We start from the raw sequence: 24,930 nt of genomic DNA, 5'->3' as shown, positions 1-24,930 counted from the left end.
GTTTTTAACGAATTTACTTATTTATTTCTAAAATCAATGAAGATTTTGCAGGAATAGTTAACAAATCTTTAATTTGAACTTCGGCATCTTTCATTACATCTTTTGCTGTAAAACTAGAAGGAACCATTTCTTGGAATCTATTCATTTCGATGGCTTGCTCTTTATCACTGCTGTTGATGACTACCATTACTTTTTCTTCATCATTATAACGGAAATAAACGTAAACATTTTTCTCTGGCGAAAAGTTTTTGGTTTTCCCATTATGGATAACGTCTTTAGACTTTCTCCAGTTTAATAATTTTTGGGTATAATCAAAAAACTCATTTTGCTCTGGTGTTCTAGAAACAAAAGCATTTTGAACATCACCTTTCCAACCACCTGGGAAATCTCTTCTGATGTCTGCATCTCCTTTATTTTTATCACCACGCATTCCTATTTCTGAACCATAATATAACTGTGGAATTCCTCTAATGGTAGAAACAATCGTTAATGCCAATTTATAATAAGCAGGATTTCCGTTGAATATTTCATTGATTCTAGGAGTATCATGATTTTCAAAGAAAACCATCATGTTTTTAGGATTTGGGAATAAGAAATCACTGGCAAAAGAATTATAAAGTCTAATCATTCCTTTGTCCCAATTTTCTTCTTCTTGTAAAGCTTTTGGAAGGTTTTCATACAACATAAAATCCATTACCGAAGGTAAATTAGAATTGTAATTTTCTATTTCGCCAACTTTAGAATCTTTTTGCCAAAAAGCAATTTGAGCTGGGTCATACATCCAAGTTTCGCCTACAATATTGAAGTTAGGATATTCATCTGTAATCGCTTTACACCATTTTGCCATTCCATCTTTGTCGTTATAAGGATAAGTGTCTACTCTATAACCGTCTAACTGCGCATATTCTATCCACCAAATTGCATTTTGAATTAAATATTTTAAAACCAATGGATTACTTTGGTTAAGATCAGGCATTGTGGTATCAAACCAACCATCTAAAGCTACTTTTTTATCGACATCAGCAGCATAAGGATTCATTTGAGAATTGGTTCTGTAGTTAGAACGTTTGAAACCATTCTTCCCATCTTCAAACCAGTGAATCCAATCTTTGGTAGGCAAATCCTGAATCAACCAATGCGAAACTCCCCAATGATTGGTTACGTAGTCTTTCACCAATTTCATGTCTCTTTTTTTGAGCTCAGTAGAAAGTTCACAGTATTCTTCATTGGTTCCGTATCGCGCATCTATTTTGTACAAATCAGTCTGTGCATAACCATGATACGTATACGCTTTTTCATTGTCTTCGCAAACTGGAGTGAGCCAAAGTGTAGTCACTCCAAGATTTTTAAGATAGTCTAAATTATTGATAATTCCTCTTAAATCACCACCATGTCTTCCACCTTCACTTTTTCTGTCTGCTTTTTCGATGAGAGATTTGTTAGAATCATTTTTTTCATCGCCATTGGCAAAACGATCTGGCATAATCAGGTAGAAAACATCTTTAGATGTATAAGATTCACGCGCAGATGAATTAGGCGTTCTTTCCTTCAATTCATACTGATATGTACTGATGGTTTTCTTGCCATTTTTAAGGAAAATTTTAAATTTAGGAGTGTTAATTTCATTAGTATTAATGGTGATAAACACATAATTAGGATTTTCTACCTTCGTTAAATCCTTAATCTGAATTCCATCTGAAAGTTCAATATTTTGTTGGGCAATATTTTTGCCATATAACAAAATCTGAAGCTCAGGATTTTTCATTCCTTTCCACCAAAAAGCGGGTTCTACTCTTTGGAATTGAGCAAAGGAAAATGTTGTGATGAACAGAAATAAAAATGTTAGTTTTTTCATTTTTTATAAGTTTTGGCTAAAGCCAATTATATTTTTTTTTATTATTAGACGGGCTAAAGCCCGTCTCTATTGATTCTATTTAATTGGCTTTAATGAAATAGCATAACCACCACTTCTTGCAAGGTGAACCTTAATTTTAGAACCATTGGTTACTATTTTTTTGTAAATATGATAAGCCTGCGGATTTTTTTCGTAATCTGCATTTTTACCATCTTCGTAAATAGTGGCTTCGTATTTTTTTCCTTTTTCTAAGAAAGAAAAATCTACGGTGAAATCTCTAGCATTTTCGTCTGTAACACCTCCTACAAACCAATTTTCTGAACCTTTCGCTTTTCTAGCAGTGTGAATATAATCCCCTGGTTCGGCTGATAAAATTTTGGTATCATCCCAATCTACCGCTACATCTTTGATGAATTGGAAAGCATCTAAATGTCTTTCGTAGTTTTCTGGTAAATCACAAGCCATCTGAAGTGGAGAATACATCACCACATATAATCCTAATTGTTTAGCTAAAGTAGTATTGGCAAAATTTTTACTGTTAGCATCGTAATAATTGTATTGTGTTTGGAAAATTCCTGGAGTGTAATCCATTGGTCCACCCATAAATCTGGTAAATGGCAAAATGGTAGTGTGGTCTGGATTGTTTCCTCCCATCGCTTCGAATTCTGTTCCACGAGCAGCTTCTGCAGCAATCCAATTCGGATAAGTTCTGCTTAAACCACTAGGACGAACACTTTCGTGAGAATTAACCATGATTTTATATTCTGCAGCTTTATCTACTACTCTTTGATAATGGTTAATCATCCACTGAGAATAGTGATGTTCGCCTCTTGGAATAATATTTCCTACGTAACCCGTTTTCACCGCATCATAACCATGTTCTTTCATCAATTTAAAAGCTGGGTCAAGCCATCTTTCGTAATTGGTAGCTGAAGCAGAAGTTTCATGGTGCATGATGAGTTTTACATTTTTAGAATGTGCATATTCATTCAGCATTTTAATATCAAAATCTGGATAAGGTGTAATAAAATCAAAAACAAATTCTTTCGATTTTCCGAACCAATCTTCCCAACCTTCGTTCCAACCTTCTACCAAAACAGCATCAAAGCCATGTTTAGAAGCGAAATCAATGTATTTTTTAACATTGTCATTATTCGCAGCGTGTGTTCCGTTTGGTTTGGTTTTAGAATAATCTGTAACGCCAAGATGTACATTATCGATATTGGTATAATTCCAAGTTCCACGATTTGGAACGAACATTTGCCACCAAACTCCAATATATTTTACTGGATGAATCCATGAAGTATCCGTGTATTTCGTTGGTTCATTCAAGTTAAAAATCATTTTAGAATCTAGCACTTCTTCTGCTTTTTCTGAAACGATTACGGTTCTCCATGGTGTTACTGCAGGAGTTTGCATGTAACCTTTTGCACCTTGAGCATCTGGAGTAAGATGGGTTTTGAAGTCAAAATTTTCTGAATCTACTTCAAGATGAGAAGCGGGATAATTGATTACAGCAGCTTCTGCAAGGTTTATATACAGTGGTTTTTCTTTGCCAGAAACCTCTTTTTTTAACATAAGAGGCGATTGAACTGCATTTTTAACCAAAGTTTGAGAAGCGTTACTATCAAAACTGCTTTCCCATTTTGTAGAAATTTGAGAAACCAAACTGGTTGTAGGTCTATATTCCTGCGTATCATAGTCTGCAGGAACCCACCAAGATTTTAAATCATAAGGGAAATTAAATTCGGTATCTTCTTCTTTTACAACGAAATAATTAAGATTTTTCTGTTGAGGGAACTCATATCTGAAACCTAGTCCATCATTAAAAAGTCTGAATTTAACGATGATTTTTCGGTTTTCATTGGGTTGATTCAATGTAACCGAAAGTTCGTTGTAATGATTGGTGTAATATTTTTTTTCTCCAAGAACGGGAGCCCAATTTTCGTTTTTAGAATCTCTGCTTTCTGCAATTTTTTCGAAGTCAGAATTGAGATTTTTACCATCTGGAAGTTTATTGACATTGTCAAAAGCGATGGTATTATCTTTTAGCAATCGAAGGCCTAATTTAGAATCTTCTATGACTGTTTTTCCTTTGTAATTCAGATGATAATAAGGAACTCCATTTTTCAGTTGAAAATTCATTTCGAAATTTCCGTCTGGAGACTTTAGAGATTGTGCGTTGATACCTGCTACAGAAAGTAAAGCCAGAAGCGCACTTGTTTTAATCAATTTCATACTTTAAATATTTGTATTATAATTATTTAGGAATTTCTCAATAAAAAATAAAAAAACATTAAATATAAAAAAACTGCTGCTATAAAGCAACAGTTTTTATGTTAAAAATTGTATGATATATTACAGCTAATTTATAGTATAAACCATATTGAATGGATCAAATGTAATGGTATAAGTTCCAGCTGAAGTAATGTTTAAGTTAGAACCACCTGCATTAAGTGTTCCATCTGCACCATCATCACCGTAATTTTCTCCCCAATCGCTGTTCACTCTAAATTTGAATTCACCAGCAGGTAAAGTAACTACTATTTTGAATTTAAGGATAGAATCATCCCATTCCATTTGTGCATCTGGACTACCTCCCCAACTGTTGAAACCACCAACAAGGCCTAATGAATAAGGTACCATTGAGTGTGTTAAATTATTAGTATCAACAGTTACTTTATAATAACCTGCACTAGGAGAAAGTATATTAGATCCGTTTAGTTCTAAGGTACCATCTGCACCATTATCTCCCCAGTTAACATCCCAATTTCTGTTTTGAGTATATTTAAACTCCGTACCAGCAGCAGGGAAATTAATAAATCCGAAATACGTACCATTACTTGTAGCAGAAACTAGCGTGTTTGCAGTATCAGGATTCCAACCTTGATAGCCTCCAGGCGCATAAATAAATGATGAAAGTTGATATGGAGTTGCTTTGAAAGTTACAATTGCAGAAGATTTTATAATCTCTGGATCTACTAATTTCGTAATTGCAGATACTCTGATATCAAAATTACCTTGTACACCAATTGTACCACCAACACTTAGAAGAAGTTTATCTAAATCAAAATTGGTTACATTAATAAGTTTAAGATTATTAACAGTGCCTAATTCTTTAAATTTATTAGCTCCAGATAATGAAACCTCTACAAGATATTTTACATCAATTCCGTAAGAATAATCGTTCCAAGTAATGGTTTTTGCAATACCTGTTGGATTGTTTGCATCCAAAGTAATTACACTACCTGCTGTAGGTGCTGTAATTACAGGTACTTCTACAGGATAAGGTTGCACATCAAAAGCAATAGGAAGAGAAACATTAGAACCTGCTTCTATTCTAAAATAGACTTTTTTAATTGAATATGGTGAATATCCAGCTTGCAATAAAGCTGTATTAAGAGCACCTATTGTAGTAGTAAAAGTATTTTTATTTGATGTACCTAACTTTACTTTAACTGTAAAATCATTTGAATTAGAAAACACAATATCATAAGATGATGCCGCGTTTAAATTATCCCAAGTAAGTCTGAATGGATTATTCTCCATTGTTGAATATAATACATTGCTTCCTAAACTCGTATCATATAATTTAAAAGAAGGCTCTGCTTTTGTCCAGTCTCTATAATCCTCGTTGTTACAAGAATGAAGAACAAACGGCAATAATAGAACCAATGATAAAAATTTTATTATATTTTTCATAATTATTGTTGAATTATTGTTGAACAATGGTATAAACTCCAGCTTTAATATCTACTGTAATTTTATACGTGTTTCCACCACCATCAAATTTGATATCTCCACTATCACCTTTAGGACCTAAGAAACCTGAATTTCCTGAACCAGAAATATTACCCCATTCTAATTCTTTCCAATCTTTTTGACCTAGAACTTTAAAAGCAGCTCCATTATCTAATTTCACTGTGTATTCAAATTTTCCAGATGAAACTTTAGTCATAGCAATAGCGTTTGCTGCATCCCATCCATTAATTGTACCAACAAGATAAACTTCAGGAAAATCATATCCTAAAACAGGAGATGCGGTAATATTTAAAGACTGAATATTTTTAGTTGCATCAATCTCTATTTTATAAATGCCTGTATCGCCTGTAAATTTCATGTTTTCATCACCATCTTGAAGCAAGTTACCAGAAAGCTGTTTGAAATATCTATAATTTGCTCTAGTACCTTCTTTATCAACACTATAATTAATAGGATTCCAACTTTGTTGACCTAAAAATCTGAAAGGTTGATTATTTTCTAAGTATGTATAGATATAAGATAAGTTATCTTTTTTATGAAGAATTTGAGCATTCTCAGCGGTCCAACCAACATAAGTAGCACCACCTACAAGATAAAAATCAGGATATACTAATACATATGGTGTAATCATTAAACTGGTAACATTAGATTTAGCTACTAAATTTTCACTTACTGTACCTAAGTAAGAAGAAACTCTAATGTACATTTTAGCAGAGACATTAGGCGCTAAATTAATTCCTTGAGCTGCCTGATTCATTTGTTCTACTGAAAAAGTAGTTGCTCTAACAGAACCTGCAACTGTACCTAATGTATAAGGAGTAGTGAACGCCTCATCTTTAGACACTTCTATTTTATATTTTATTTCAGTAGGAACTGTATAGGTTGCAACATCCCAACTTAAAGTTAAACCAGGGTTGCTTGGAAAATTTTTATCCAACACCAATTTTTCAGCAGATATATCTAGCATTATTGGCGCTGATTGATTATCCACGGTAATTAACTCTCTATTTTCGCATGCAATAAAACTAAATATTGCAATAAAAACGAATAAAATTTTATTAATTATATTTTTTTTCATAACATAATATTTGTCAAAACTGATTAATAACCAGGATTTTGAATTAAATTAGAATTAGAACTAATCTCTTTTGTAGGAATTGGGAATAAAGTTCTATAATCAGCTATAGCAGAACCATTCAATGAACCGCCCTTCCACTGCCAGTTATAACCAGAAATATATTTTCCAAATCTTATTAAATCTTGTCTTCTGTGACCTTCCCAATAAAGCTCTTTTGCTCTCTCCGATAAAACAAAATCTGGAGTAAGCGCAGATAGAGTTACTGGATTTGCGCCAGCTCTTAATCTTAAATCATTAATATAATTTAGAGCTGTAGCTTTGTCTCCTTTACCATTTACAACCGCTAATTCTGCATACATCAAATATACATCTGCCAATCTAAACATTGGAAAATCTGTATCTGGGAAAGTAGGATCTTGACCTGAAACACCTGCAGATGTTTTATTAGTAAATTTTATTAATTTTTTACCTTGCGCAAATTTTAAATAGTCTGTAATATCTTCAGAATCGGTACCAGATACAACATTTACACGTGGGTCACCTGCAATAGTTTGTATAAATTCTTTTCTAGCTCTGAAACCTTGCCATCCAAAATCAATACCTAGGGTTTTAGCAACTGCATCATTAGTACTTCCATGAATTAAATAAGTCATACCTCCCCAAGTTTTAGTTTTAACGCCATCATATCTTACAGGAAAAATAATCTCTTTTTGAGCTCCGTTAACATCATTATCTGCCGCAAATAAATTATTTCTGTCAAGTGACAAGCTGTAGCCCGCACCTAATACACTGTTCACAGCAGCTAAAGCTTCAGTGCTTTTATCTTGACCTGTGTAAATTTTTGCGTTAATTAAAAGTTTTGCTTTTAACATCCACAAAGCTCCTTTATCAGCTCTACCATATTCATTAGCTCTTGGGGCAGGAAGATCTGCTTCAATTGTATTAAGTTCATTCAAAACATAATCAAACATTTCTGCTCTGGTTTTCATTACTGGTACAGAACCTAAAGCATTTTCTTCTGTTGCAAAAGGAGAATTACCATAAAGATCGATAGCATGATAATAAGATAAAGCTCTCAAAAATCTTGCTTCAGCTCTCATCACTTTAATTTTAGCTTTAAGATCTTCTGAAACTTTTCTTGAATTCAATTTTTCATCTGTAGTTTCTCTTAAGAACTCGTTTGCTACAGATATCTGATAGTAAACTCTTGCAAAAAATGCTTCATTAAATTTATTATCTGCATTCCATGTATTAAAGTTTAAATCTTTAATTGTTGGGTTATCAGATTCTCCCCAAGCAATAATTGCTTCGTCCGTAGTAAGCTCTTGTAACTGCCAGTAACCTCTTAAATACTGAGAAAATCCTTCATCTACTAATGATTGTAAATCTGAATCTCCTGTAGGAGCTGCTTGACCAGATAAAGATAAACCACCATAAATTTTTGCTAAAAACTGTTTATAAGGTAGTTCTGGATTATCAGGATTGTTAAAATAATTATCTACCGAGAAAGAATCATCATCTTTCAAAGAAACATCTAAATCATTTAAACATGAAACTGCGGTAAATAATAATGCTGAAAATGCTAACCATTTTACTTTTTTTAATATATTTTTCATATTATTTTAAATTGATTAAATTAAAAATTAACGTTTACTCCAAGCATATACATTCTAGCTCTAGGGTAAATTACTCCATCTAGACCATTATTGAAGACTTCTGGGTCTAATCCTTTATAATCACTTATAATTAATGCGTTTTGCACACCTCCGTATATTCTTAAAGAGGTTCTATCACCTATGAAGTTGTTATTCCTAATGGTATAACCTAAAGTAACATTATCTAATTTTAGATAGCTTGCATTTTTAATATAGTAATCACTTTCTTTATTAGCAAATGCAAATCCTGTTTTTGCAAAATCTAAAGGTGAATTTGCTAAGGTATTATCTACAACATTATTAATTGTTGAAAAGTATGCTCTATCTGCATTTACTTGATCATATACATAGTTACCAAAACTTGCTCTCCAAGCCATTGAGTAATCCCAGTTTTTCATAAATGTACCATCAATCATTAAGCCCATTGTAACGTCTGCTTGAGGTTTTTTGTAATTATATTTATCAAAACTGTCTATTGTACCATCACCATTTCTATCTACATACACTCCTTCAATTGGCTTGCCTGTACTATCATAAACCTGTTGATATACCCAATAAGAAAATGGAGCTAGACCAACTTTGTGAGTCTGTACATAACCACCAAGTCCTACTCCTCCTTGTGGAATATTATCGGTAAATAATTCTGTAATTTCTAAATGATTATAACTTAAGTTGTAGTTAACATCTAAAGTAAAATTCTCTTTTTTAAACATTTGATAGTTTAAATTAAAATCTAAACCTTTAGATTGTAGAGAACCAATGTTTTTAGGACCTAAGACTCTTAAATTCTGTAATGCTCCTTCCGCAACTATGGATAATAAATCTTTAGTATCTGCCAAATAAACATCTACATTTCCAGATAATCTTCTGCTAAATAATGAAAAATCTAAACCAGCATTATATTTTGTGCTAGATTCCCAAGTTAGATTTTGATTGTATCCTTTTGGTCTTGCTATTAAGTAATATGTATTCGCTCCTGTACCAAATTGATAGTTGGCATTGGTAGAAACATCATACTGCTTAAAGTAATCTATCTTATATCCACCAATATCTTGTTGACCTACAGCACCAACACTTAATCTTAGTTTCAGCTCATTAATAGTACTATTGTCTTTAAATAAGTCTTCATGCATCTTCCAGGCAAATGCTGCACCTCCAAAGTTACCCCATCTATTATCTTTAGAAAATCTAGAAGAACCATCTCTTCTATAATTTACAGTTAGTAAATATCTGTTATTATTCCATCCTAAATTTAATCTTCCAAAAAATGCTTGCAAGTTAACACCTGGATCAGTGTAAGTATCCGCAACGTTGTTATTAGGATCTAGTACATATAATAATTGATTGGCAGAATTGTAATTTTCATAATCAAAATTTTGATACTCATAACCTCCTAATAAATCAAAACTTAGTTTACCAAAGTTTTTAGTATAGTTTAATTGAGTATTGAGATTTTTGTTAAAATTATCATAGTTTGTTTCAGTAAAATTACCTACAGGTAAACCATTCCAGTAACCTGCTCTTGCAAAAGAACTAATTTCTGTTTTGCCATCACCTTCTTGTTTATCTATACCTGCATTTACAATTAATCTTAACTCTGGTAAAAAGTGAAATTTGTAATCTAAGTTAATGTTTCCATAAAATCTATGATGATTACCAATATTTCTTCTCTCTAATAACTGAGATAGTGGGTTTGATGTACCACGGAAAAAGTATTTAGCTCCATCTTGCTGATACCATTCTCTATAACCAGCAAAAGGTGTTTGTGCATCATAAGGACTTTGGGTAGGGTCATAAGATATTGCGCTACCAATAGCACCTTCATCAGCGTTTGTTCTAAACGCATAAGTATAATTACCAGAAATATTAAGCTTTAAATGATTATCAAATAAAGTTGGGTTCAAAGTAAAAGAAGCTGTTGATCTTTTGTAATTAGATGTCAAAAGAAGACCTTCATTTTCTGTATGACCAATACTTAATCTAGATGGAATCTTATCAAATAAGTTGCCCATTAAAGACAAATTACTATCAAAAGAAGCTGTGTTTCTAAAGATTAAATCTTGCCAATTTGTATTAGCTGTCCCCAATAAATTCGCTTTATCAGGAGCCATTGTATTAATAATTTCCCTGAACTGATCTCCATTATACACATCAACATTCTTAGCTAATGTATTATAAGTAGTAAAAGAATTAAAAGAAACTTGTAATTTCTTTTTAGAACCTTTTTTTGTAGTAATTAAAATTACACCATTAGAACCTCTGTTACCATAAATTGCTGTAGAAGAAGCATCTTTTAATATTGAAAAAGATTCAATATCATTAGGGTTAATTGAGGACAATCCACCTTCTACTGGCAAACCATCAATAACAATTAAAGGATCATTACTACTTAATAAAGAAGAACCGCCCCTTACTCTAATTACGGCATCATTACCCGGTGTACCAGACTGAGTTACAACAACCCCAGACGTTCTACCATTTAATAAACCTTCCGCACTTGTAATTGCTCCCTTATTAAAATCTTTTTCACTTAGGGCTGTAATAGACCCTGTTAAATCAGACTTCTTTTTAGCTCCATAACCAATAAGCACAACTTGTTCAATGTCTCTTTGTTTAATTGAATCTCTTTGTTGAGCTTCTAGCATAATTGTTCCTGCCAATAAAAAAGCTGGAGCAATTTTTAAAACTTTACTATAGTTTCTCACAAAAATAAAATTTAAGGATTAATATTCATTTTTCACATCGCATAATTGCTATTACAATTAGGCATTGCTAATTTATGAAATTTTTAAATATTTATTAAATTTATATAAAAATTGTTAATTATTCATGATAAGAATCAGTCACTTTTGTATTAATTAAAACACAAATTACTGATTAACAATAAAATACATCCTATTATCTCATCAATGAGACAATAAAGAATTTCGCAATATTTCAAACGAATGTTTAGCAATTTGATATGTTAAACAATCGTTAACAAAGAAAATTTTAACCAAAATATAAGCCAAGAAGTCAAAATTTTCCAAAAAGGCAAACAAAACCTTATCTTTGCAAAAAAATTTTCCATGCAGAAGAGAAAAATGATTACCGCTGCATTACCCTATGCAAACGGTCCTGTTCATATCGGTCATTTAGCTGGAGTATATATTCCTGCTGATGTTTACGCACGTTTCCAAAGAAGATTAGGGAGCGATGTTGCTTTTATCTGTGGTTCAGACGAACACGGAATTCCTATTACCATTAGAGCAAAAAAAGAAGGCGTAACTCCTCAAGATATTGTAGATAAATATCACGCAATCATTAAAAAATCTTTTGAAGACTTAGGCATTTCATTTGATGAATATTCTAGAACTTCTTCAGAAAATCACAAAAAAACTTCTCAAGATTTCTTCCTAAAAATGTACGAAAACGGAAAATTTACCGAAGAAATCTCAGAACAATATTATGATGAACAAGCTGGCGAATTTTTGGCAGACCGATACATTGTAGGAACTTGCCCAAAATGTGGAAATGATGGAGCTTATGGTGACCAATGCGAAAAATGCGGTTCTACCCTTTCTCCTTCAGAATTAATTAATCCAAAATCTGCATTGAGTGGAAACGTTCCTGTACTTAAAGAAACCAAAAACTGGTATCTTCCTTTAAATGAATATGAAGATTTCTTAAACGAGTGGATTTTAGAAGGCCATAAAGACGACTGGAAACCTAATGTATATGGACAAGTAAAATCTTGGCTCAATGATGGATTGAAACCTAGAGCAATGACCAGAGATTTAAATTGGGGGGTACAAGTTCCACTTCCTGATGCAGAAGGAAAAGTGCTTTACGTTTGGTTTGATGCGCCAATTGGTTACATTTCTTTCACCAAAGAATGGGCTGCAAAAAACGGTAAAAACTGGGAAGATTATTGGCAATCTGAAGATTCAGACTTAATTCACTTTATTGGTAAAGATAATATTGTGTTTCACTGTATTATTTTCCCAGCAATGATGAAGGCTCACGGAGATTATATTATGCCAAGTAATGTTCCTGCTTTTGAATTTTTAAATCTTGAAAATGATAAAATTTCTACCTCTAGAAACTGGGCAGTTTGGGCGCATGAATATGTAGAAGAATTCCCAGATCAACAAGATGTTTTGCGTTACGCATTGCTTTCTTCAGCACCAGAAACTAAGGATAATAACTTTACATGGAAGGATTTCCAAACCAAAAATAATTCTGAATTGGTGGGTATTTTCGGAAATTTCATCAATAGAGTTGCTGTGCTCATTCACAAATATTATGATGGAGTGATTCCTGCAGGAAATGAAAACGCAGAAGAACTTTCTGAAATTTCTAAAGCTGCAAAAGAAATTAATGAATATTTAAGCAAATATGAATTCAGAAATGCTCTTTCAGCTTTAATGAATTTAGCACGTTTCGGAAATCAATATTTACAAACCGAAGAACCTTGGAAAACCATCAAAGATAACCCTGAAAAAGCGGCAAACTCATTGTTTGTAGGAGCACAAATTGCGGTTGGTTTAGCACAATTATGTGAACCTTTCATGCCTTTTTCTTCGGAAAAGTTATTGAAAATGTTCAATACCGAGAAAATTTCTTGGCAAGAAGTGGAAAATGCTCAAGTTCTCGTAAAAACAGGACATACAATCAATGAAAGTTCACTTCTTTTCTCAAAAATTGAAGACGAAACCATTGATTTCCAAATTCAAAAATTAGAAAACACCAAAATATCTAACGCAAAAACCAATCCTAAAGCAAATCCTATGAAAGAAGAAATCACTTTTGACGATTTTACCAAAATAGATTTAAGAACTGCTACTATTTTAGAAGCTGAAAAAGTAGAAAAGGCAGATAAATTATTGAAACTAAAAGTAGACACCGGAGTTGATGTAAGAACTGTAGTCTCTGGTATTGCAGAAAGTTTTACGCCAGAAGAAGTGGTTGGAAAACAAGTGATGATTTTGTTGAACTTGGCTCCAAGAAAAATCCGTGGAATTGAATCTCAAGGAATGTTGCTTTTAACAACCAAACCTGATGGAAAATTGAGTTTCGTAACGCCTGATGAAACCGTAGAAAACGGAATTGAAATTGGATAATTAAAAAATTAATCAATTAAATAATTAGAGATTTCGGAGATATTTCCGAAATCTTTTTTTATTTTTGGATATCACACTTTGTCAAAGTTTTTGCGAAGCAAAGAAATCTTTGACAAAGTTTAAATATAACGATATGAATTTTCTAAAATCACTTCTACTCTGTTTTTTATTTTTTGGATTGGGGAATTTTAAAGCTCAAAATTTATTGTTAAATGATTCTGATAGAAGAATTAATTTTTATCAGCAACAAAAATATAAGTTAAAAGCAAATTATCTTAACAAAAGAAAAAGTCTAAATTTATCATATGAATTGAAACAAAACTTAAAAAAATTAAGTATAAATTATTTTGCTAAAATTAATAATGAGTTAAAAATAATTAATAAAATTTCTAATGACGATGAACTTTACAAAGCCATTACTCTAAAGTCTTTAGGTGAATCTTATCCAGATATCAACGCAGTTTTCTTTAACAGAGGAAATCTTTTATCTGATGAAAAAATCTCAGACGAAGAAAAACAAAAATACAATGCTCTTTTTCTAGAAATTGCCAAACAAATTCCAAACGAAACCTATATAGAACTTTCTAAAATCACAGATGAAATTAATCGTGATAAATTTGCATTAACGATTCCTTATCGTTTTGAAATTTTTCAAGATTTATTTGATGAAAACCAAAGAAAAAGAATAGACATCATCAATTTTCTACTTTGGAATGTAGAATAAACCTTACTTTAACGTAAGTTGAGCCAAATAAGAATCTTCTAGTTGTTCAATTTTTTGAATTTTAAAACCATTAGCAATCGCTGCATTTTCTAAGGTATCAAAATCTAAATACAACCATTTCATTGGCAGTTCAGATTCTCCTTTGTAATACAAATAATAATCTAATTCTCCGTAATAACCTGTTGCAGGAACCAGAACTCCACCATCTTCATCTTGGTCATACATATACAAAATATCTGTACTGTCTAAGAGAATTTGTCCGTTTTCAGCAACTAAACTTTTCAGTTTTTGCAAGTATTGGTCAATGTGTTCTAAACTTTGAAAAATCCCAGTTCCATTCATCAAAAGCAAAACGGTATCAAAATTCTTTTCAGAAAATTGAAGCAAATCTTCACAAATCGCATTTTTCACACCTCTTGCTTTACAAATTTCAATAGATTTTGGGGAAATATCTAGTGCGGTAACCTCTAATTTTCTTAAATTTTGCAGATAAAGGCTATGTGAACCCGCTCCAGAACCTACATCTAAAACTTTACCAAAAGATAAATCCAAAGCTTTTTTTTCTAAAGCATTCATTTCTTGATAATCTCTGAAAAGATAAGAAACTGGCAAATCATCCAGTTCTGAGATAGAAGTTTCGGTTTGTAAATCTTCAGGATTTTCTTGGTAATAATAATCCCAAATTGCGCGTCCCATTAAGTCTTTCATTTTGCAAAAATATTAATTAGGAATCACATAATTTAAAATTTCAAAAAATATTCTGACTTTAGAATGGATTTATTACTTTTAATAAAATTTAAAAAATATGAGAAAAATAGACCAACTTTTCGCAGAATACGCAGAAAGTCACCAAAAGTAAACCAACAAATTTATTCATTGGATTTGCGTTCCTTTAATTTTCTTTACCATAGTAGGATTTATCAGTCTGATTCCTAGATCAGCAACAACTATAACATTAAATAATACTTCTCAATACACAGAATGGACAATAACTCATTTGAATTTTGGTGATTTATTTCTAAGTTTAATTTCTATATTGTCAATAATCTTTTTAACAATATTCTATTTTAGATTATCTAAGACTATAGGAATAATAATGTTTTTTATAGTTTTGTTAATGTTTTATTGCGCCTCAATAATTAATGAAATTTTTGAAAAACCAGTTTTCATTTACTTATTAATCTTCGTCATCACATGGATTTTTCAGTTCATCGGTCATAAAATTGAAGGTAAAAAACCGAGTTTCTTAAAGGATTTACAGTTTTTATTGATTGGACCAATTTGGCTTTTGCATTTTATATTAAAGAAAATCGGAATTCCATATTAATTTAATGAAATTTATCATAAATCCTTGAAAAAAATTCAAGGATTTTTATTTTTTGAAAAATTTAGCACAATAGTTGCAATAGGAAAATTAACTTAAATTTCTTTCCTATGAAAACAATCTTATATTTTTTTACAATTCTTTCTCTTTTGAATTGTAGTAAAGACAAATCAGTTAGTGCAGATTTGGCAATGATTGCTGAACCTATGATTGCAGCAAAATCTGCAAATTATAACGCTCCTCCACCTCTCGCAGAAATTAAATTAGTAGATTCTGCAGCGGTAAGTGTAAATGAAAGTTCTCCCAACTCATCAAAACCAACGAATAAAAATGCTATTTCCAAAAAAATCATCAAAAATGGAAATATGATGATTGATGTAGGTGACATAAAATCTGCACAAGAAAAAGTACAAAACGTTGTTAAAAATTTCAAAGGCTATATTCAGAATGAAAACTATTCTAATGACGAAACAGAAACGACTATTTCTATGGAAATTAGAGTGCCTAATCAGAATTTTGATGGTTTAATTAATTCTTTTTCAGAAGGAATAGGCTCTGTAACACAAAAAAATATTCGAGCAGAAGACGTAACCGAAGAATATACAGATGTAGCCATAAGATTAGAAAATAAACTCACCTATCTAGAAAAATACAGAGAGTTATTAAAACGAAGCGCTTCTACCAAAGATTTACTAGAAATTCAAGAAAAAATTCGTGGTTTAGAAGAAGAAATAGAATCTTCTAAAGGCAAACTTCGCTACATAGATGACCAAGTAAATTACAGCACATTAGATTTAACTTTAACCAAAGAAAAACCCAGAAACACCATTACATCTAAAATTGGTTTCGGAAGCAGATTAGTAGATTCATTAGCAAATGGTTGGAATCTTTTCATCAATTTTTTATTAGAAATTGTCGCACTTTGGCCATTTTTATTGACGCTTCCAATAATCATTTATTCAATTAAAAAATGGAGAAAAAGAAAATCAAAAAAAGAATAGATTTATTATAACAAAAATCAGTAATGATAAATTTCATTGAATAATTTATAAAAAATAAACGTAAATTTGTTTCATAAAATAAAAAATATGAAAAATTTAATCTTTGCAATATTCGCATTTTTGGCTGTTTTTTCTTGTAGAAGTGAAGACGATACAGATGTGAGTCCAGTAGTTGGAGAATGGGAATGGGTTTCTTCTATAGGTGGAGTTGGAAACACCACAGAAACACCTGCTTCAAGTGGAAAAACAATTATCATGAAATTAGATTCTGATAAAAAATACACCATTACTACTAATGGTACAGTAACCAATGAAGGTACATTTTCTCTTTATAAAAATGTCTCTAATTTAGAACATTACGAAAGAGTTTACATCGATTTTTCTAATGCACCAGACAAAATGATTGTAAACAATGAAGAAAAAACATTGATTCTAAGTGATGACGTAAATGATGGATATATTTATACTTACAAGAAAAAATAAGTTTATTTCCCCAAAACAAATACCGCCGGAATTTTATGAAGTTCCGGTTTTTTATTTTTCCAATCAGAGATTTTTAAAGTTTTGATAAATTCTTCTGTAGGATGATTTATATTTGCAGCGATACAAAGTTTCGTATTCGGATTGAGAAATTTAATTAAATCTTCTAAAAGTTGATTATTTCTATAAGGCGTTTCCATAAAAATCTGAGAATATCCTGACTTTTGAACTTGATTTTCTAGAAAGAGAATCTGTTTTTTCTTTTGCTCTTTATCAATTGGCAAATATCCATGAAAGGTAAATTCCTGTCCATTAAAGCCACTCGAAATCAGAGCTAAAATGATAGAGCTCGGCCCATTAATTGGGATTACTTTTATATTATTCTCATGACACCATTTTACCATCAGATTTCCAGGATCTGCAATACAAGGCAATCCCGCTTCAGAAAGCAAACCAAAATCCTGACCAGATTTCATGAGTTTTTGCGCTTCTTTTAAATCATTAGATTCAGAATATTTATCCAAAAGAAAAAGCTTTAAATCACTTTGTTTTTTTTCTGGGGCAAAAAATTTAATGACTTTTCTGGCTGTTTTTTCGTTTTCCACGAAAAAATAATCGGTTTTAAGAATATATTCTTTAATCGATGGTGCAAAATAGTCTATCGGAGATTCTTCGGATAAATAAGCTGGGATTAGAAACAACATGTTTTAAAAAAATTTAATTAGAGATAAAAGTAATCAATTTTTAGAAAATTTACTTCAAGTTGTACTTTTGAGCAATAACTTCACAAGCTTGATCTAACATTTTATACACCTTTTCGAAATCACTCATATCGCCATAATACGGATCTGGAACTTCTATTTTTTCATCAGATAAAACGCCAACTTCTTCCATAATCAAGGAAACTTTACTTCTCTGTTCTTCAGATTTGGCTTTTGACAATACATCTTCTAAATTTTTTAAATCCATGCAAAAAATCTTATCAAAGTCTTCTAAATGCTTTTCGGTAAAGTAATTAGCTCTTTGATGAGAAATATCTACGCCATGTTCTTTGGCAATTTTGGTAGAACGTTTATCAGGAGGTGAACCTTCATGAAAAGAAATTGTTCCTGCACTTGCTACGATATGTTTTTCTGAAATTTTAGAACGCAAAATTCCTTCTGCTAATGGACTTCTGCATATATTTCCGAGGCAAACCATTAAAATTTTCATAAGTAAGTCGTCATTTAATTAAAAAAGGAATTTTTCAAATCTAAATTTAAAAAATTCCTCAATATATATATTATCAATAGGTCAAAGACCTAAATTTTATTCAAAGATTTTATCTTTAATTTCTTTCAGATATTTCTTCAGTTCTTTGTCAATTTTAGAAACATCTCTGATGGTTTCACAAGCATACATTACCGTAGAATGGTCTTTTCCGCCCATTTCTTCGCCAATTTTAGTAAAAGTAGCATTGGTATATTCTTTCGCGAAATACATCGCTAATTGTCTAGGCAATGCAATTTCTCTTTTTCTAGTTTTAGACAGCAATTGCTCTCTCTGAATACCGAAATATTCGCAAACCACTTCTTGAATATATGGAATATTGATGGTTTTCTTTTGATTTGCTGCAATCTTGTTAATGGTTTCTTTCAATAAATCTAGACTTAAATCTGATTTAGAAATCATAGAATGCGCAATCACAGAATTAATTACACCAATAAGTTCTCTCACGTTAGATTTTACTTCTCCAGCTAAAAAATCTACCATATCATCTTTTAAAACGATACCATCTCTGTGAAGTTTATCTACGATAATTTTCTTTCTTGTATCAAAATCTGGAGATTTTACTTCTGCACTTAATCCCCATTTAAAACGAGAAACAATTCTTTCTTGAATATCCTGAATATCTGCAGGAGCTTTATCAGAAGTTAAGATAATTTGTTTTCCGTTTTGATGCAAATGATCAAAAATGTGGAAGAACATATCCTGAGTTGCAGCCTTACCAGAAAGGAACTGAATATCATCGATAATTAGAACATCTACCATTTGGTAAAAGTTACCAAAATCTGTTTTATTCTGAGCTTTCGCCGCAGAAACAAACTGCTGGATAAATTTTTCTGATGATAAATATAAAACAACTTTATCTGGAAGATTCTGTTTAATATCTAAACCAATTGCATGAGCTAAGTGAGTTTTTCCTACACCTACTCCACCATGAATGAATAATGGGTTAAAAGAAGTTGCACCTGGTCTTTTAGCAATGGTTTTAGCTACGGTACATGCAAATTTATTGCTCTCTCCTTCTACAAAATTATCAAATGATAAATTTGGGTTAAGGTTAGCATCTATGTTTACCTTTTTAATTCCTGGAACTACAAAAGGATTAACTAAACTTTTAGAAACTGTAGTAGGAAGCACCTCTTGAACTTTCGGAGCTTGTACAGAAATTCCTTTATAATTTTGAGTAGCGGGTTTTTCTAATCCTTGTGGTTTATTTTCCATTACAGAATACCACAATTTAACTCCTTTTCCGATATTTTTTTTGAGAGCTGCAGAGAGTAGAGAAAGGTAATTTTCTTCTATATATTCTTTATAGAAGTCAGAAGGAACCAACAATGTAAGATTGTGGTTAATTAATGACACAGGTTGTACCCTGTCAAACAATAAGTCGAATGAGTGTTCTAGTTTTTTTACATCTTCATGCTCAGAAGCGCTCAAATTGTCTCGCATAAATTTAAGACAACGCTCCCAAATCAAGCCTAAGTTTTGATCCATTTTTTTCTCTGCTAAATAATTTTCTCTGATTAATTTTATCGGGAAGACAAATATGAAAAATAATTATTTCTTAAAAAAATTTTTGGGGTATTGCTTTTTTAAAAATATATTTGTATGTATTAAAGAAAAGCTAAAATGATACACACAACTTACACATTACGAGTACGTTACGGAGAAACAGACCCCATGAAATATGTCTACTATGGCAACTATGCAGAATACCTAGAAGTTGCTAGAGTGGAGTTGTTTAGAACCCTTGGAATTTCATACGATGAAATCGAAAAACGCGGGATTTGGCTACCAGTTTCGGAGTATAAAATCAAGTATTTAAAACCTGCTTTTTATGACGAAATTTTAGAAATTCATACGTATGTAAAAAAAGTTCCGGGAGTGAAAATAGAATTTGAATATGAAATTTATAATGATTCTAAACAAAAAATCACGGAAGCATCTACTACTCTTTTTTTCTTAGACGCTACAACCAACAAAGTGTCTAGATGCCCTGATTTCTTAATGGAACTCATCCAAGAAAATTGGAAGGAATAAGCAAAAAAAAACAAAAATAAAAAAGTGAGATGACAAAAATCATTTCACTTCTTATTTTACCAAATTCTTTATCAAGATTTTACAAGGATTTTCCAGATTCTAATTCATAAGGTTCTTTTCCTTTCTCGAAAATTCTAGTCAGTTGTGTTCCTTCTGTTGTAATTTTATCACCAAGAACTCTAATCCAGTTTCCTTCTCTTAAACCAACTACTTTTACCTCATTTTGGGTAAGGAATTCTTTGATTCTGGTTTCTCTAGTTTCTCCATTATGTTTCAAATCTGGATTTGGGTCTAAATAATGTGGATTAATATTAAACGGAACCAATCCCATACAGTCAAAACTTGGCGGATATACAATTGGCATATCGTTCGTAGTTTTCATGTTAAGGCCTGCAATATTGCTTCCTGCAGAAGTTCCTAAATACGGTTTTCCAGATTTTACATTTTCTGATAAAACGGTCATTAAATTTTCTTCGTGTAAGGTTTTCACGAGGAGAAAAGTATTTCCGCCGCCTGTAAAAAAGCCTTTTGCTTCGTTTACCGCTGCAATTTTATCCTCGAATTCATGCAATCCTTTTACTTTGATATTGATTTGTTCAAAAAAATCTCTTGCAATTTGCGTGTATTCTTCATGTGAAATTCCGCTTGGTCTTGCAAAAGGAATAAAGATGATTTCGTCTATTCCGCTGAATAATTCGGCAATTTCTTCTTTGATATATTCTAAATATTTCCCACCAAAAAGTGAAGAGGTAGAAGCTAATAAAACGTTCATTTTTTGTGAAGTTGTAAAGTCGTTAATTTGTAAAGTAGTTATAAAAATGCAAAAATATAATATTTTATTGAAAATATCCTTTCAAAAAAGGTAAATTGCTCTCCACGCTGAGTCAAGTTAATAATCTTAATTTTACACCAATTCACAATTAAACGATTTCACGATTTTACAGATTAACGACTTCACGACTTTACAATTTCACTCCGTTTCGCTTTTTACTTGGCTCTTAAATCCTTATCTTTGCAAAAAATAATTTTAACATGAAATTTTTTATTGATACAGCTAATCTAGACCAAATTAGAGAGGCACAAGATTTAGGAATTCTAGACGGTGTAACGACCAATCCAAGTTTAATGGCGAAAGAAGGCATTTCTGGAGCTGAAGCAATTAAAAATCACTACAAAACGATTTGCGAAATCGTAGATGGTGATATTTCTGCGGAAGTTCTAAGTACTACTTACGAAGAAATGATAAAAGAAGGCGAAGAATTGGCTGCAATTCACCCAAATATCGTGGTAAAAATTCCTATGATTAAAGACGGAATTAAAGCATTAAAATATTTTACAGATAAAGGAATTAAAACCAACTGTACTTTAATTTTCTCTGCTGGACAAGCGCTTCTTGCTGCAAAAGCTGGTGCTACTTACGTTTCTCCTTTCTTAGGAAGATTAGATGATGTTTCTACAGACGGATTAGCATTAATTGAAGAAATTAGAATTATTTTTGATAACTACGATTACAAAACTGAAATTCTAGCAGCTTCTATCCGTCATTCTATGCACATTATCAACTGTGCTAAGATTGGTGCAGATGTAGTAACAACGCCTCTTGCTCCGATTTTATCTTTACTAAAACACCCTTTAACTGATAACGGTTTAGCTCAATTTATTGCAGATTCTAAAAAGATGATGTAATAAAGATGCTGGATGTTAGATGTTGGAAGATAGATGATAAAAAACTCAAAATTTACTTCCTTTAGGATTGAGGCTAATAAATTTTGAGTTTTCTAAAAATAAAAATCCTGAAAATTTAGATTTTCAGGATTTTATATTTTTCATTGAAGCAAGTCTAACTCTAAAAGATTGTTGTCTCGCTTGTTATTTTCTTTGACTTGTTGTTCTCTTCTTTTAATCATTTCCGATGCAGAAATTTCGTTTCCGTTTTGGTCTCTGAACTGAAGTACTGCTCCATTTGCCATCGCCATTTTCATGGATTTTGCTGGATCATTTCGGTCTTCTAGAAATATTTTTTTGTATTGTTCTTGATTTACTTCTATGTATTTATCATTGCCTACAAATTCAGAGACTTTTTGAATTTCCTCTTTGTATTTTCCTACTGCTTTTAGCTCAAAAACGTGAGATTGAGTAGCATCTTCTAGTTTCACAATCAATCCTGGTAATCCTCTAAATTTATAAGGACCATCTTGAAAAGGCAATTCCTCGGTAAACCAAGCCGTCCATTTTCTTCCTGCAAATTCCGTAACCGCTTTTTGTGCCTCGAACTCTCCTATTTTTTGTTTTTCTGGAAGAATTTTCCATTGAATTTTTCTTTTGTCCCACACTTTATAAGCATCCATTCCGCTTCTGGTTAATGAATAGGTATCGAAAGAAGGGTAATTTTTATGAATTTTATAGCGTACGCTGCCTTTTCTCATAGACATGGCTTTCATATCTACATTCATACTTCCAGTCGCTTTAATTTGCTTCTCAAAAGCAGCCGTCATGATAGAATCCGAAACGTACACTTCTCTACTGTAAAACTTAGAGCCTTTCTCAGAAATATCCAGATACATAAGTTCTGATTTCACGTCCGCTTTGTTGGTAGAATCCGTCACAAATTTATAATCATAGATAAATCTATTCTGCGCCGAAAAGAATGCTGAAATCAACAAAAAAGTAAAAAGTAATTTTTTCATATAATAATTTTAAAAATCCTTCAAGGATTTAGAATCTTTGAAGGATTAATTAGGAATTTTTTTTTGGTTTGAATTCTTATTTCGCCTTCTTCTTTACCATTATTCACGTTTTTATTTACGTTTACCGTAGCAATATCATTAGGATTTAATTTATCCATTTCTTCTTTTGTAGAAAGTTTACCATTGATGTAGATTTTGGTATTATCATTAAAAATACTTGAATTAGACTTTTCAATACCGCTAAAACTAATAGTAATTCCGTCAGAATTTTTATTAATTACTCTTCCTTTTACATTACCATTATCATCTTTAAATTTAGCATCAGACATAATAATTATCTTTCCGCTTTTAGGTTCTGGAGTTCTAATCCCCAAAGGATTATTTTGAGCATATTTTCTAGAAATTTCTGCCTGTTGTTTGGCAATTTCGGCTTGTTTCTTGGCGAGTTCTGCTTGTTTTTTTGAAAGTTCGGCTCTTTCTTTTGACAGTTTATCTAATTTTTTGATTTCTTCTTTCGTAAGATTAGAATTTGGGCTGTTTTTTAACTTTTCTATACTTATAGGTGGAGTTATTGGTTCTGGAACTTCTAAATCCATCATTTGAGGAGTTCTCACTTTCTGAATTCTAATAATTTTATCTTTAAATTCTTTAGAATTAAACTTCTTTTCGAGCTCCTTCATTTTTTCCTCATTCATTTTGAACTGATTTTTAAATTCATCTGAATTAAAAACCTTATCCATTTCAGTAAAATTTAACTCAAATTCTTTCCAATTATTCTGATACGCTTCAGAATTAGCAATTCTATCAATTTCGTTTCCAAGATTTTCTAATTCTTTGGCTTTCAATTCATAATCATAACTATCTGCACCTTTTTCTTTTGCAATTTTCTGTAACTCTTCAGATTTTTTACGAGTTTGTTCGCTAAGAGCAGCTATTTTTTCGTTCTCTTTTTTGATTTTTTCAGAAGCTTTATTAATTTTCGCTTGTTGAGCTTCTAACAGTTTTTGCACATCTTTTTCTTTAACGGTATCTTTTTTAAGTTCCTGAACCGCAATTTCTATGGCTTTATTTTGCTTTTTAATTTCAATATTTTTAGCATTTACCAATAGCGCAAAGGAAACCCCGAAAAGAATTGGCAAAGCCAAAATTCTGCGCGCATAACTGTATTTTGTATTTTTTTGTGTAAGCATTTTTAGTCGTTTTTTAAGGTTTGATGATAAAAACGGACTGGTTGCAGGCAATACATTTCCGGAGAAATTACTCGCCAAAAGCATCTGCGCAAATGCTCTAGTGTCCGCGTTTTTCACAGCTTTTTTGTCTGCCAAATATTCATGAATAAGGGTGATTTCTTTTTTGATGAAGTAAAAAATTGGATTAAACCAAAACAGCGATTGAATAATTTGGACAAACAGTTTATCAAAACTGTGTTTTTGTTCTATGTGTACCATTTCGTGTTTCAGGATTTGTTTTCCTAAATCTGAGTTGATCAGAATCGATTTTTTCCAAAACAAATTTCTAAAAAACGAAAACGGAGCATCATGCAAATTGGTGTTATAAAAGGTAATTCCTTCTATGCTTTCCTTTGGGAATTCTTTTTTGAGTTGATGAATTTTCACCAATCCTAAAGTTAATTTAGCCAAAAGATAAAAGGAAACAATTCCCAAAATCAAAGCTCCAAAATCCCAAAAATTGAAAGAATTTTCAACTTCTTGAGAAGAATTTTGGTTGAATTGATTCAGCAATAATAAAATTCTACTATCAGTTTCTATAGTAAAATATTCTACTTTTAAAAGCGGCAACAAAAGACTTAAAACCATCGTTCCCAGAAGGTAAAATCTGTTATAATGGTGAAAAGTTTTGTCGCGAAGAAACAAAAGATAATATGCCGACATTACCGCCGAAACTAAAATCATCTTTCCGAAATACAGGAATATTGTTTCCATAGTTTTTGTTTTA

At 31.6% G+C, this 24,930-nt stretch carries 20 protein-coding genes; 7 read left to right on the top strand and 13 right to left on the bottom strand.

Annotated features, from left to right (window positions below; all coding sequences use genetic code 11):
• Positions 1-13: 13 nt before the first annotated feature.
• The 6 genes from QO190_RS02240 to QO190_RS02215 all read right to left on the bottom strand — a co-directional run bounded on the left by QO190_RS02240 (position 14) and on the right by QO190_RS02215 (position 11,055).
• Positions 14-1,855: a glycoside hydrolase family 13 protein gene (locus tag QO190_RS02240; protein WP_371461359.1), complete on the bottom strand. Its 1,842-nt coding sequence runs from the start codon at positions 1,853-1,855 to the stop codon at positions 14-16.
• 75 nt (positions 1,856-1,930) lie between these two features.
• Positions 1,931-4,093 (bottom strand): glycoside hydrolase family 97 protein, encoded by a 2,163-nt coding sequence (locus QO190_RS02235; protein WP_371461360.1) that lies wholly within the window; start codon positions 4,091-4,093, stop codon positions 1,931-1,933.
• A gap of 126 nt (positions 4,094-4,219) precedes the next feature.
• Entirely contained in the window at positions 4,220-5,557 is a 1,338-nt protein-coding gene (locus tag QO190_RS02230; protein ID WP_371461362.1) for a SusE domain-containing protein, read from the bottom strand.
• A gap of 13 nt (positions 5,558-5,570) precedes the next feature.
• Positions 5,571-6,695 (bottom strand): SusE domain-containing protein, encoded by a 1,125-nt coding sequence (locus QO190_RS02225; protein WP_371461364.1) that lies wholly within the window; start codon positions 6,693-6,695, stop codon positions 5,571-5,573.
• 23 nt (positions 6,696-6,718) lie between these two features.
• Complete coding sequence (locus QO190_RS02220; protein WP_371461365.1) at positions 6,719-8,311, bottom strand: RagB/SusD family nutrient uptake outer membrane protein; 1,593 nt, start codon at positions 8,309-8,311, stop codon at positions 6,719-6,721.
• Between the two features lie 20 nt (positions 8,312-8,331).
• Positions 8,332-11,055, bottom strand: a complete 2,724-nt coding sequence (locus QO190_RS02215; RefSeq protein WP_371461366.1) for a SusC/RagA family TonB-linked outer membrane protein — start codon at positions 11,053-11,055, stop codon at positions 8,332-8,334.
• 363 nt (positions 11,056-11,418) lie between these two features.
• On the opposite strand from QO190_RS02215, the gene metG reads away from it, so the two are divergent.
• Together metG and QO190_RS02205 are read left to right on the top strand one after the other, a co-directional pair.
• A complete protein-coding gene (metG, locus tag QO190_RS02210; RefSeq protein WP_371461367.1) occupies positions 11,419-13,452 on the top strand; it encodes a methionine--tRNA ligase in 2,034 nt (677 codons plus the stop codon).
• 133 nt (positions 13,453-13,585) lie between these two features.
• Positions 13,586-14,176, top strand: a complete 591-nt coding sequence (locus QO190_RS02205; RefSeq protein ID WP_371461368.1) for a hypothetical protein — start codon at positions 13,586-13,588, stop codon at positions 14,174-14,176.
• A gap of 3 nt (positions 14,177-14,179) precedes the next feature.
• Here QO190_RS02205 and QO190_RS02200 read toward each other — a convergent pair whose 3' ends face one another.
• Entirely contained in the window at positions 14,180-14,884 is a 705-nt protein-coding gene (locus QO190_RS02200) for a class I SAM-dependent methyltransferase (protein ID WP_371461370.1), read from the bottom strand.
• Between the two features lie 163 nt (positions 14,885-15,047).
• Between QO190_RS02200 and QO190_RS02195 the strand changes: the two genes are divergently transcribed.
• The 3 genes from QO190_RS02195 to QO190_RS02185 all read left to right on the top strand — a co-directional run bounded on the left by QO190_RS02195 (position 15,048) and on the right by QO190_RS02185 (position 16,984).
• Positions 15,048-15,503, top strand: coding sequence for a DUF962 domain-containing protein (locus QO190_RS02195; protein ID WP_371461435.1), 456 nt, complete (start codon positions 15,048-15,050; stop codon positions 15,501-15,503).
• Between the two features lie 107 nt (positions 15,504-15,610).
• Positions 15,611-16,501 (top strand): DUF4349 domain-containing protein, encoded by an 891-nt coding sequence (locus tag QO190_RS02190; protein WP_371461371.1) that lies wholly within the window; start codon positions 15,611-15,613, stop codon positions 16,499-16,501.
• An 87-nt stretch (positions 16,502-16,588) separates the two neighbouring features.
• Positions 16,589-16,984, top strand: a complete 396-nt coding sequence (locus tag QO190_RS02185) for a hypothetical protein (protein ID WP_371461373.1) — start codon at positions 16,589-16,591, stop codon at positions 16,982-16,984.
• 2 nt (positions 16,985-16,986) lie between these two features.
• Here the strand turns inward: QO190_RS02185 and QO190_RS02180 are convergent, their stop codons facing one another.
• From QO190_RS02180 to dnaA, 3 genes are all read right to left on the bottom strand, one after another.
• Positions 16,987-17,685 (bottom strand): SAM-dependent methyltransferase, encoded by a 699-nt coding sequence (locus tag QO190_RS02180; RefSeq protein WP_069798243.1) that lies wholly within the window; start codon positions 17,683-17,685, stop codon positions 16,987-16,989.
• A 49-nt stretch (positions 17,686-17,734) separates the two neighbouring features.
• Positions 17,735-18,193 carry a low molecular weight protein-tyrosine-phosphatase gene (locus QO190_RS02175; protein WP_371461374.1) on the bottom strand — a complete coding sequence of 153 codons (459 nt, stop codon included), beginning with the start codon at positions 18,191-18,193 and terminating at the stop codon, positions 17,735-17,737.
• Positions 18,194-18,289: 96 nt separating this feature from the next.
• The gene (dnaA, locus tag QO190_RS02170; protein ID WP_069798238.1) at positions 18,290-19,741 is read right to left on the bottom strand and encodes a chromosomal replication initiator protein DnaA; all 1,452 of its coding nucleotides are present in this window, start codon (positions 19,739-19,741) and stop codon (positions 18,290-18,292) included.
• Between the two features lie 135 nt (positions 19,742-19,876).
• On the opposite strand from dnaA, the gene QO190_RS02165 reads away from it, so the two are divergent.
• Positions 19,877-20,287: an acyl-CoA thioesterase gene (locus QO190_RS02165; protein ID WP_371461376.1), complete on the top strand. Its 411-nt coding sequence runs from the start codon at positions 19,877-19,879 to the stop codon at positions 20,285-20,287.
• A gap of 79 nt (positions 20,288-20,366) precedes the next feature.
• On the opposite strand, the gene pepE is transcribed toward QO190_RS02165, so the two are convergent.
• Positions 20,367-21,059: a dipeptidase PepE gene (pepE, locus tag QO190_RS02160; RefSeq protein ID WP_371461377.1), complete on the bottom strand. Its 693-nt coding sequence runs from the start codon at positions 21,057-21,059 to the stop codon at positions 20,367-20,369.
• 260 nt (positions 21,060-21,319) lie between these two features.
• Between pepE and fsa the strand changes: the two genes are divergently transcribed.
• A complete protein-coding gene (fsa, locus tag QO190_RS02155; RefSeq protein WP_069798232.1) occupies positions 21,320-21,973 on the top strand; it encodes a fructose-6-phosphate aldolase in 654 nt (217 codons plus the stop codon).
• A gap of 140 nt (positions 21,974-22,113) precedes the next feature.
• On the opposite strand, the gene QO190_RS02150 is transcribed toward fsa, so the two are convergent.
• Both QO190_RS02150 and QO190_RS02145 read right to left on the bottom strand, forming a co-directional pair.
• Positions 22,114-22,974: a GLPGLI family protein gene (locus QO190_RS02150; protein WP_371461378.1), complete on the bottom strand. Its 861-nt coding sequence runs from the start codon at positions 22,972-22,974 to the stop codon at positions 22,114-22,116.
• Positions 22,975-22,994: 20 nt separating this feature from the next.
• The gene (locus QO190_RS02145) at positions 22,995-24,917 is read right to left on the bottom strand and encodes a M56 family metallopeptidase (protein ID WP_371461379.1); all 1,923 of its coding nucleotides are present in this window, start codon (positions 24,915-24,917) and stop codon (positions 22,995-22,997) included.
• Positions 24,918-24,930: the final 13 nt, after the last annotated feature.

It is taken from the genome of Cloacibacterium sp. Arc13, assembly GCF_041431305.1.
Taxonomy (GTDB): domain Bacteria; phylum Bacteroidota; class Bacteroidia; order Flavobacteriales; family Weeksellaceae; genus Cloacibacterium; species Cloacibacterium caeni_B.
Note: the sequence above shows the minus strand (reverse complement) of the source record. Positions and strands in the feature narration are given on the sequence as shown.

Coding starts and splice junctions, on each gene's coding strand:
- QO190_RS02240 (WP_371461359.1), bottom strand. CDS start 1,855: ATGAAAAAACTAACATTTTTATTTCTGTTCATCACAACATTTTCCTTT.
- QO190_RS02235 (WP_371461360.1), bottom strand. CDS start 4,093: ATGAAATTGATTAAAACAAGTGCGCTTCTGGCTTTACTTTCTGTAGCA.
- QO190_RS02230 (WP_371461362.1), bottom strand. CDS start 5,557: ATGAAAAATATAATAAAATTTTTATCATTGGTTCTATTATTGCCGTTT.
- QO190_RS02225 (WP_371461364.1), bottom strand. CDS start 6,695: ATGAAAAAAAATATAATTAATAAAATTTTATTCGTTTTTATTGCAATA.
- QO190_RS02220 (WP_371461365.1), bottom strand. CDS start 8,311: ATGAAAAATATATTAAAAAAAGTAAAATGGTTAGCATTTTCAGCATTA.
- metG (WP_371461367.1), top strand. CDS start 11,419: ATGCAGAAGAGAAAAATGATTACCGCTGCATTACCCTATGCAAACGGT.
- QO190_RS02205 (WP_371461368.1), top strand. CDS start 13,586: ATGAATTTTCTAAAATCACTTCTACTCTGTTTTTTATTTTTTGGATTG.
- QO190_RS02200 (WP_371461370.1), bottom strand. CDS start 14,884: ATGAAAGACTTAATGGGACGCGCAATTTGGGATTATTATTACCAAGAA.
- QO190_RS02190 (WP_371461371.1), top strand. CDS start 15,611: ATGAAAACAATCTTATATTTTTTTACAATTCTTTCTCTTTTGAATTGT.
- QO190_RS02185 (WP_371461373.1), top strand. CDS start 16,589: ATGAAAAATTTAATCTTTGCAATATTCGCATTTTTGGCTGTTTTTTCT.
- QO190_RS02180 (WP_069798243.1), bottom strand. CDS start 17,685: ATGTTGTTTCTAATCCCAGCTTATTTATCCGAAGAATCTCCGATAGAC.
- QO190_RS02175 (WP_371461374.1), bottom strand. CDS start 18,193: ATGAAAATTTTAATGGTTTGCCTCGGAAATATATGCAGAAGTCCATTA.
- dnaA (WP_069798238.1), bottom strand. CDS start 19,741: ATGGATCAAAACTTAGGCTTGATTTGGGAGCGTTGTCTTAAATTTATG.
- QO190_RS02165 (WP_371461376.1), top strand. CDS start 19,877: ATGATACACACAACTTACACATTACGAGTACGTTACGGAGAAACAGAC.
- pepE (WP_371461377.1), bottom strand. CDS start 21,059: ATGAACGTTTTATTAGCTTCTACCTCTTCACTTTTTGGTGGGAAATAT.
- fsa (WP_069798232.1), top strand. CDS start 21,320: ATGAAATTTTTTATTGATACAGCTAATCTAGACCAAATTAGAGAGGCA.
- QO190_RS02150 (WP_371461378.1), bottom strand. CDS start 22,974: ATGAAAAAATTACTTTTTACTTTTTTGTTGATTTCAGCATTCTTTTCG.
- QO190_RS02145 (WP_371461379.1), bottom strand. CDS start 24,917: ATGGAAACAATATTCCTGTATTTCGGAAAGATGATTTTAGTTTCGGCG.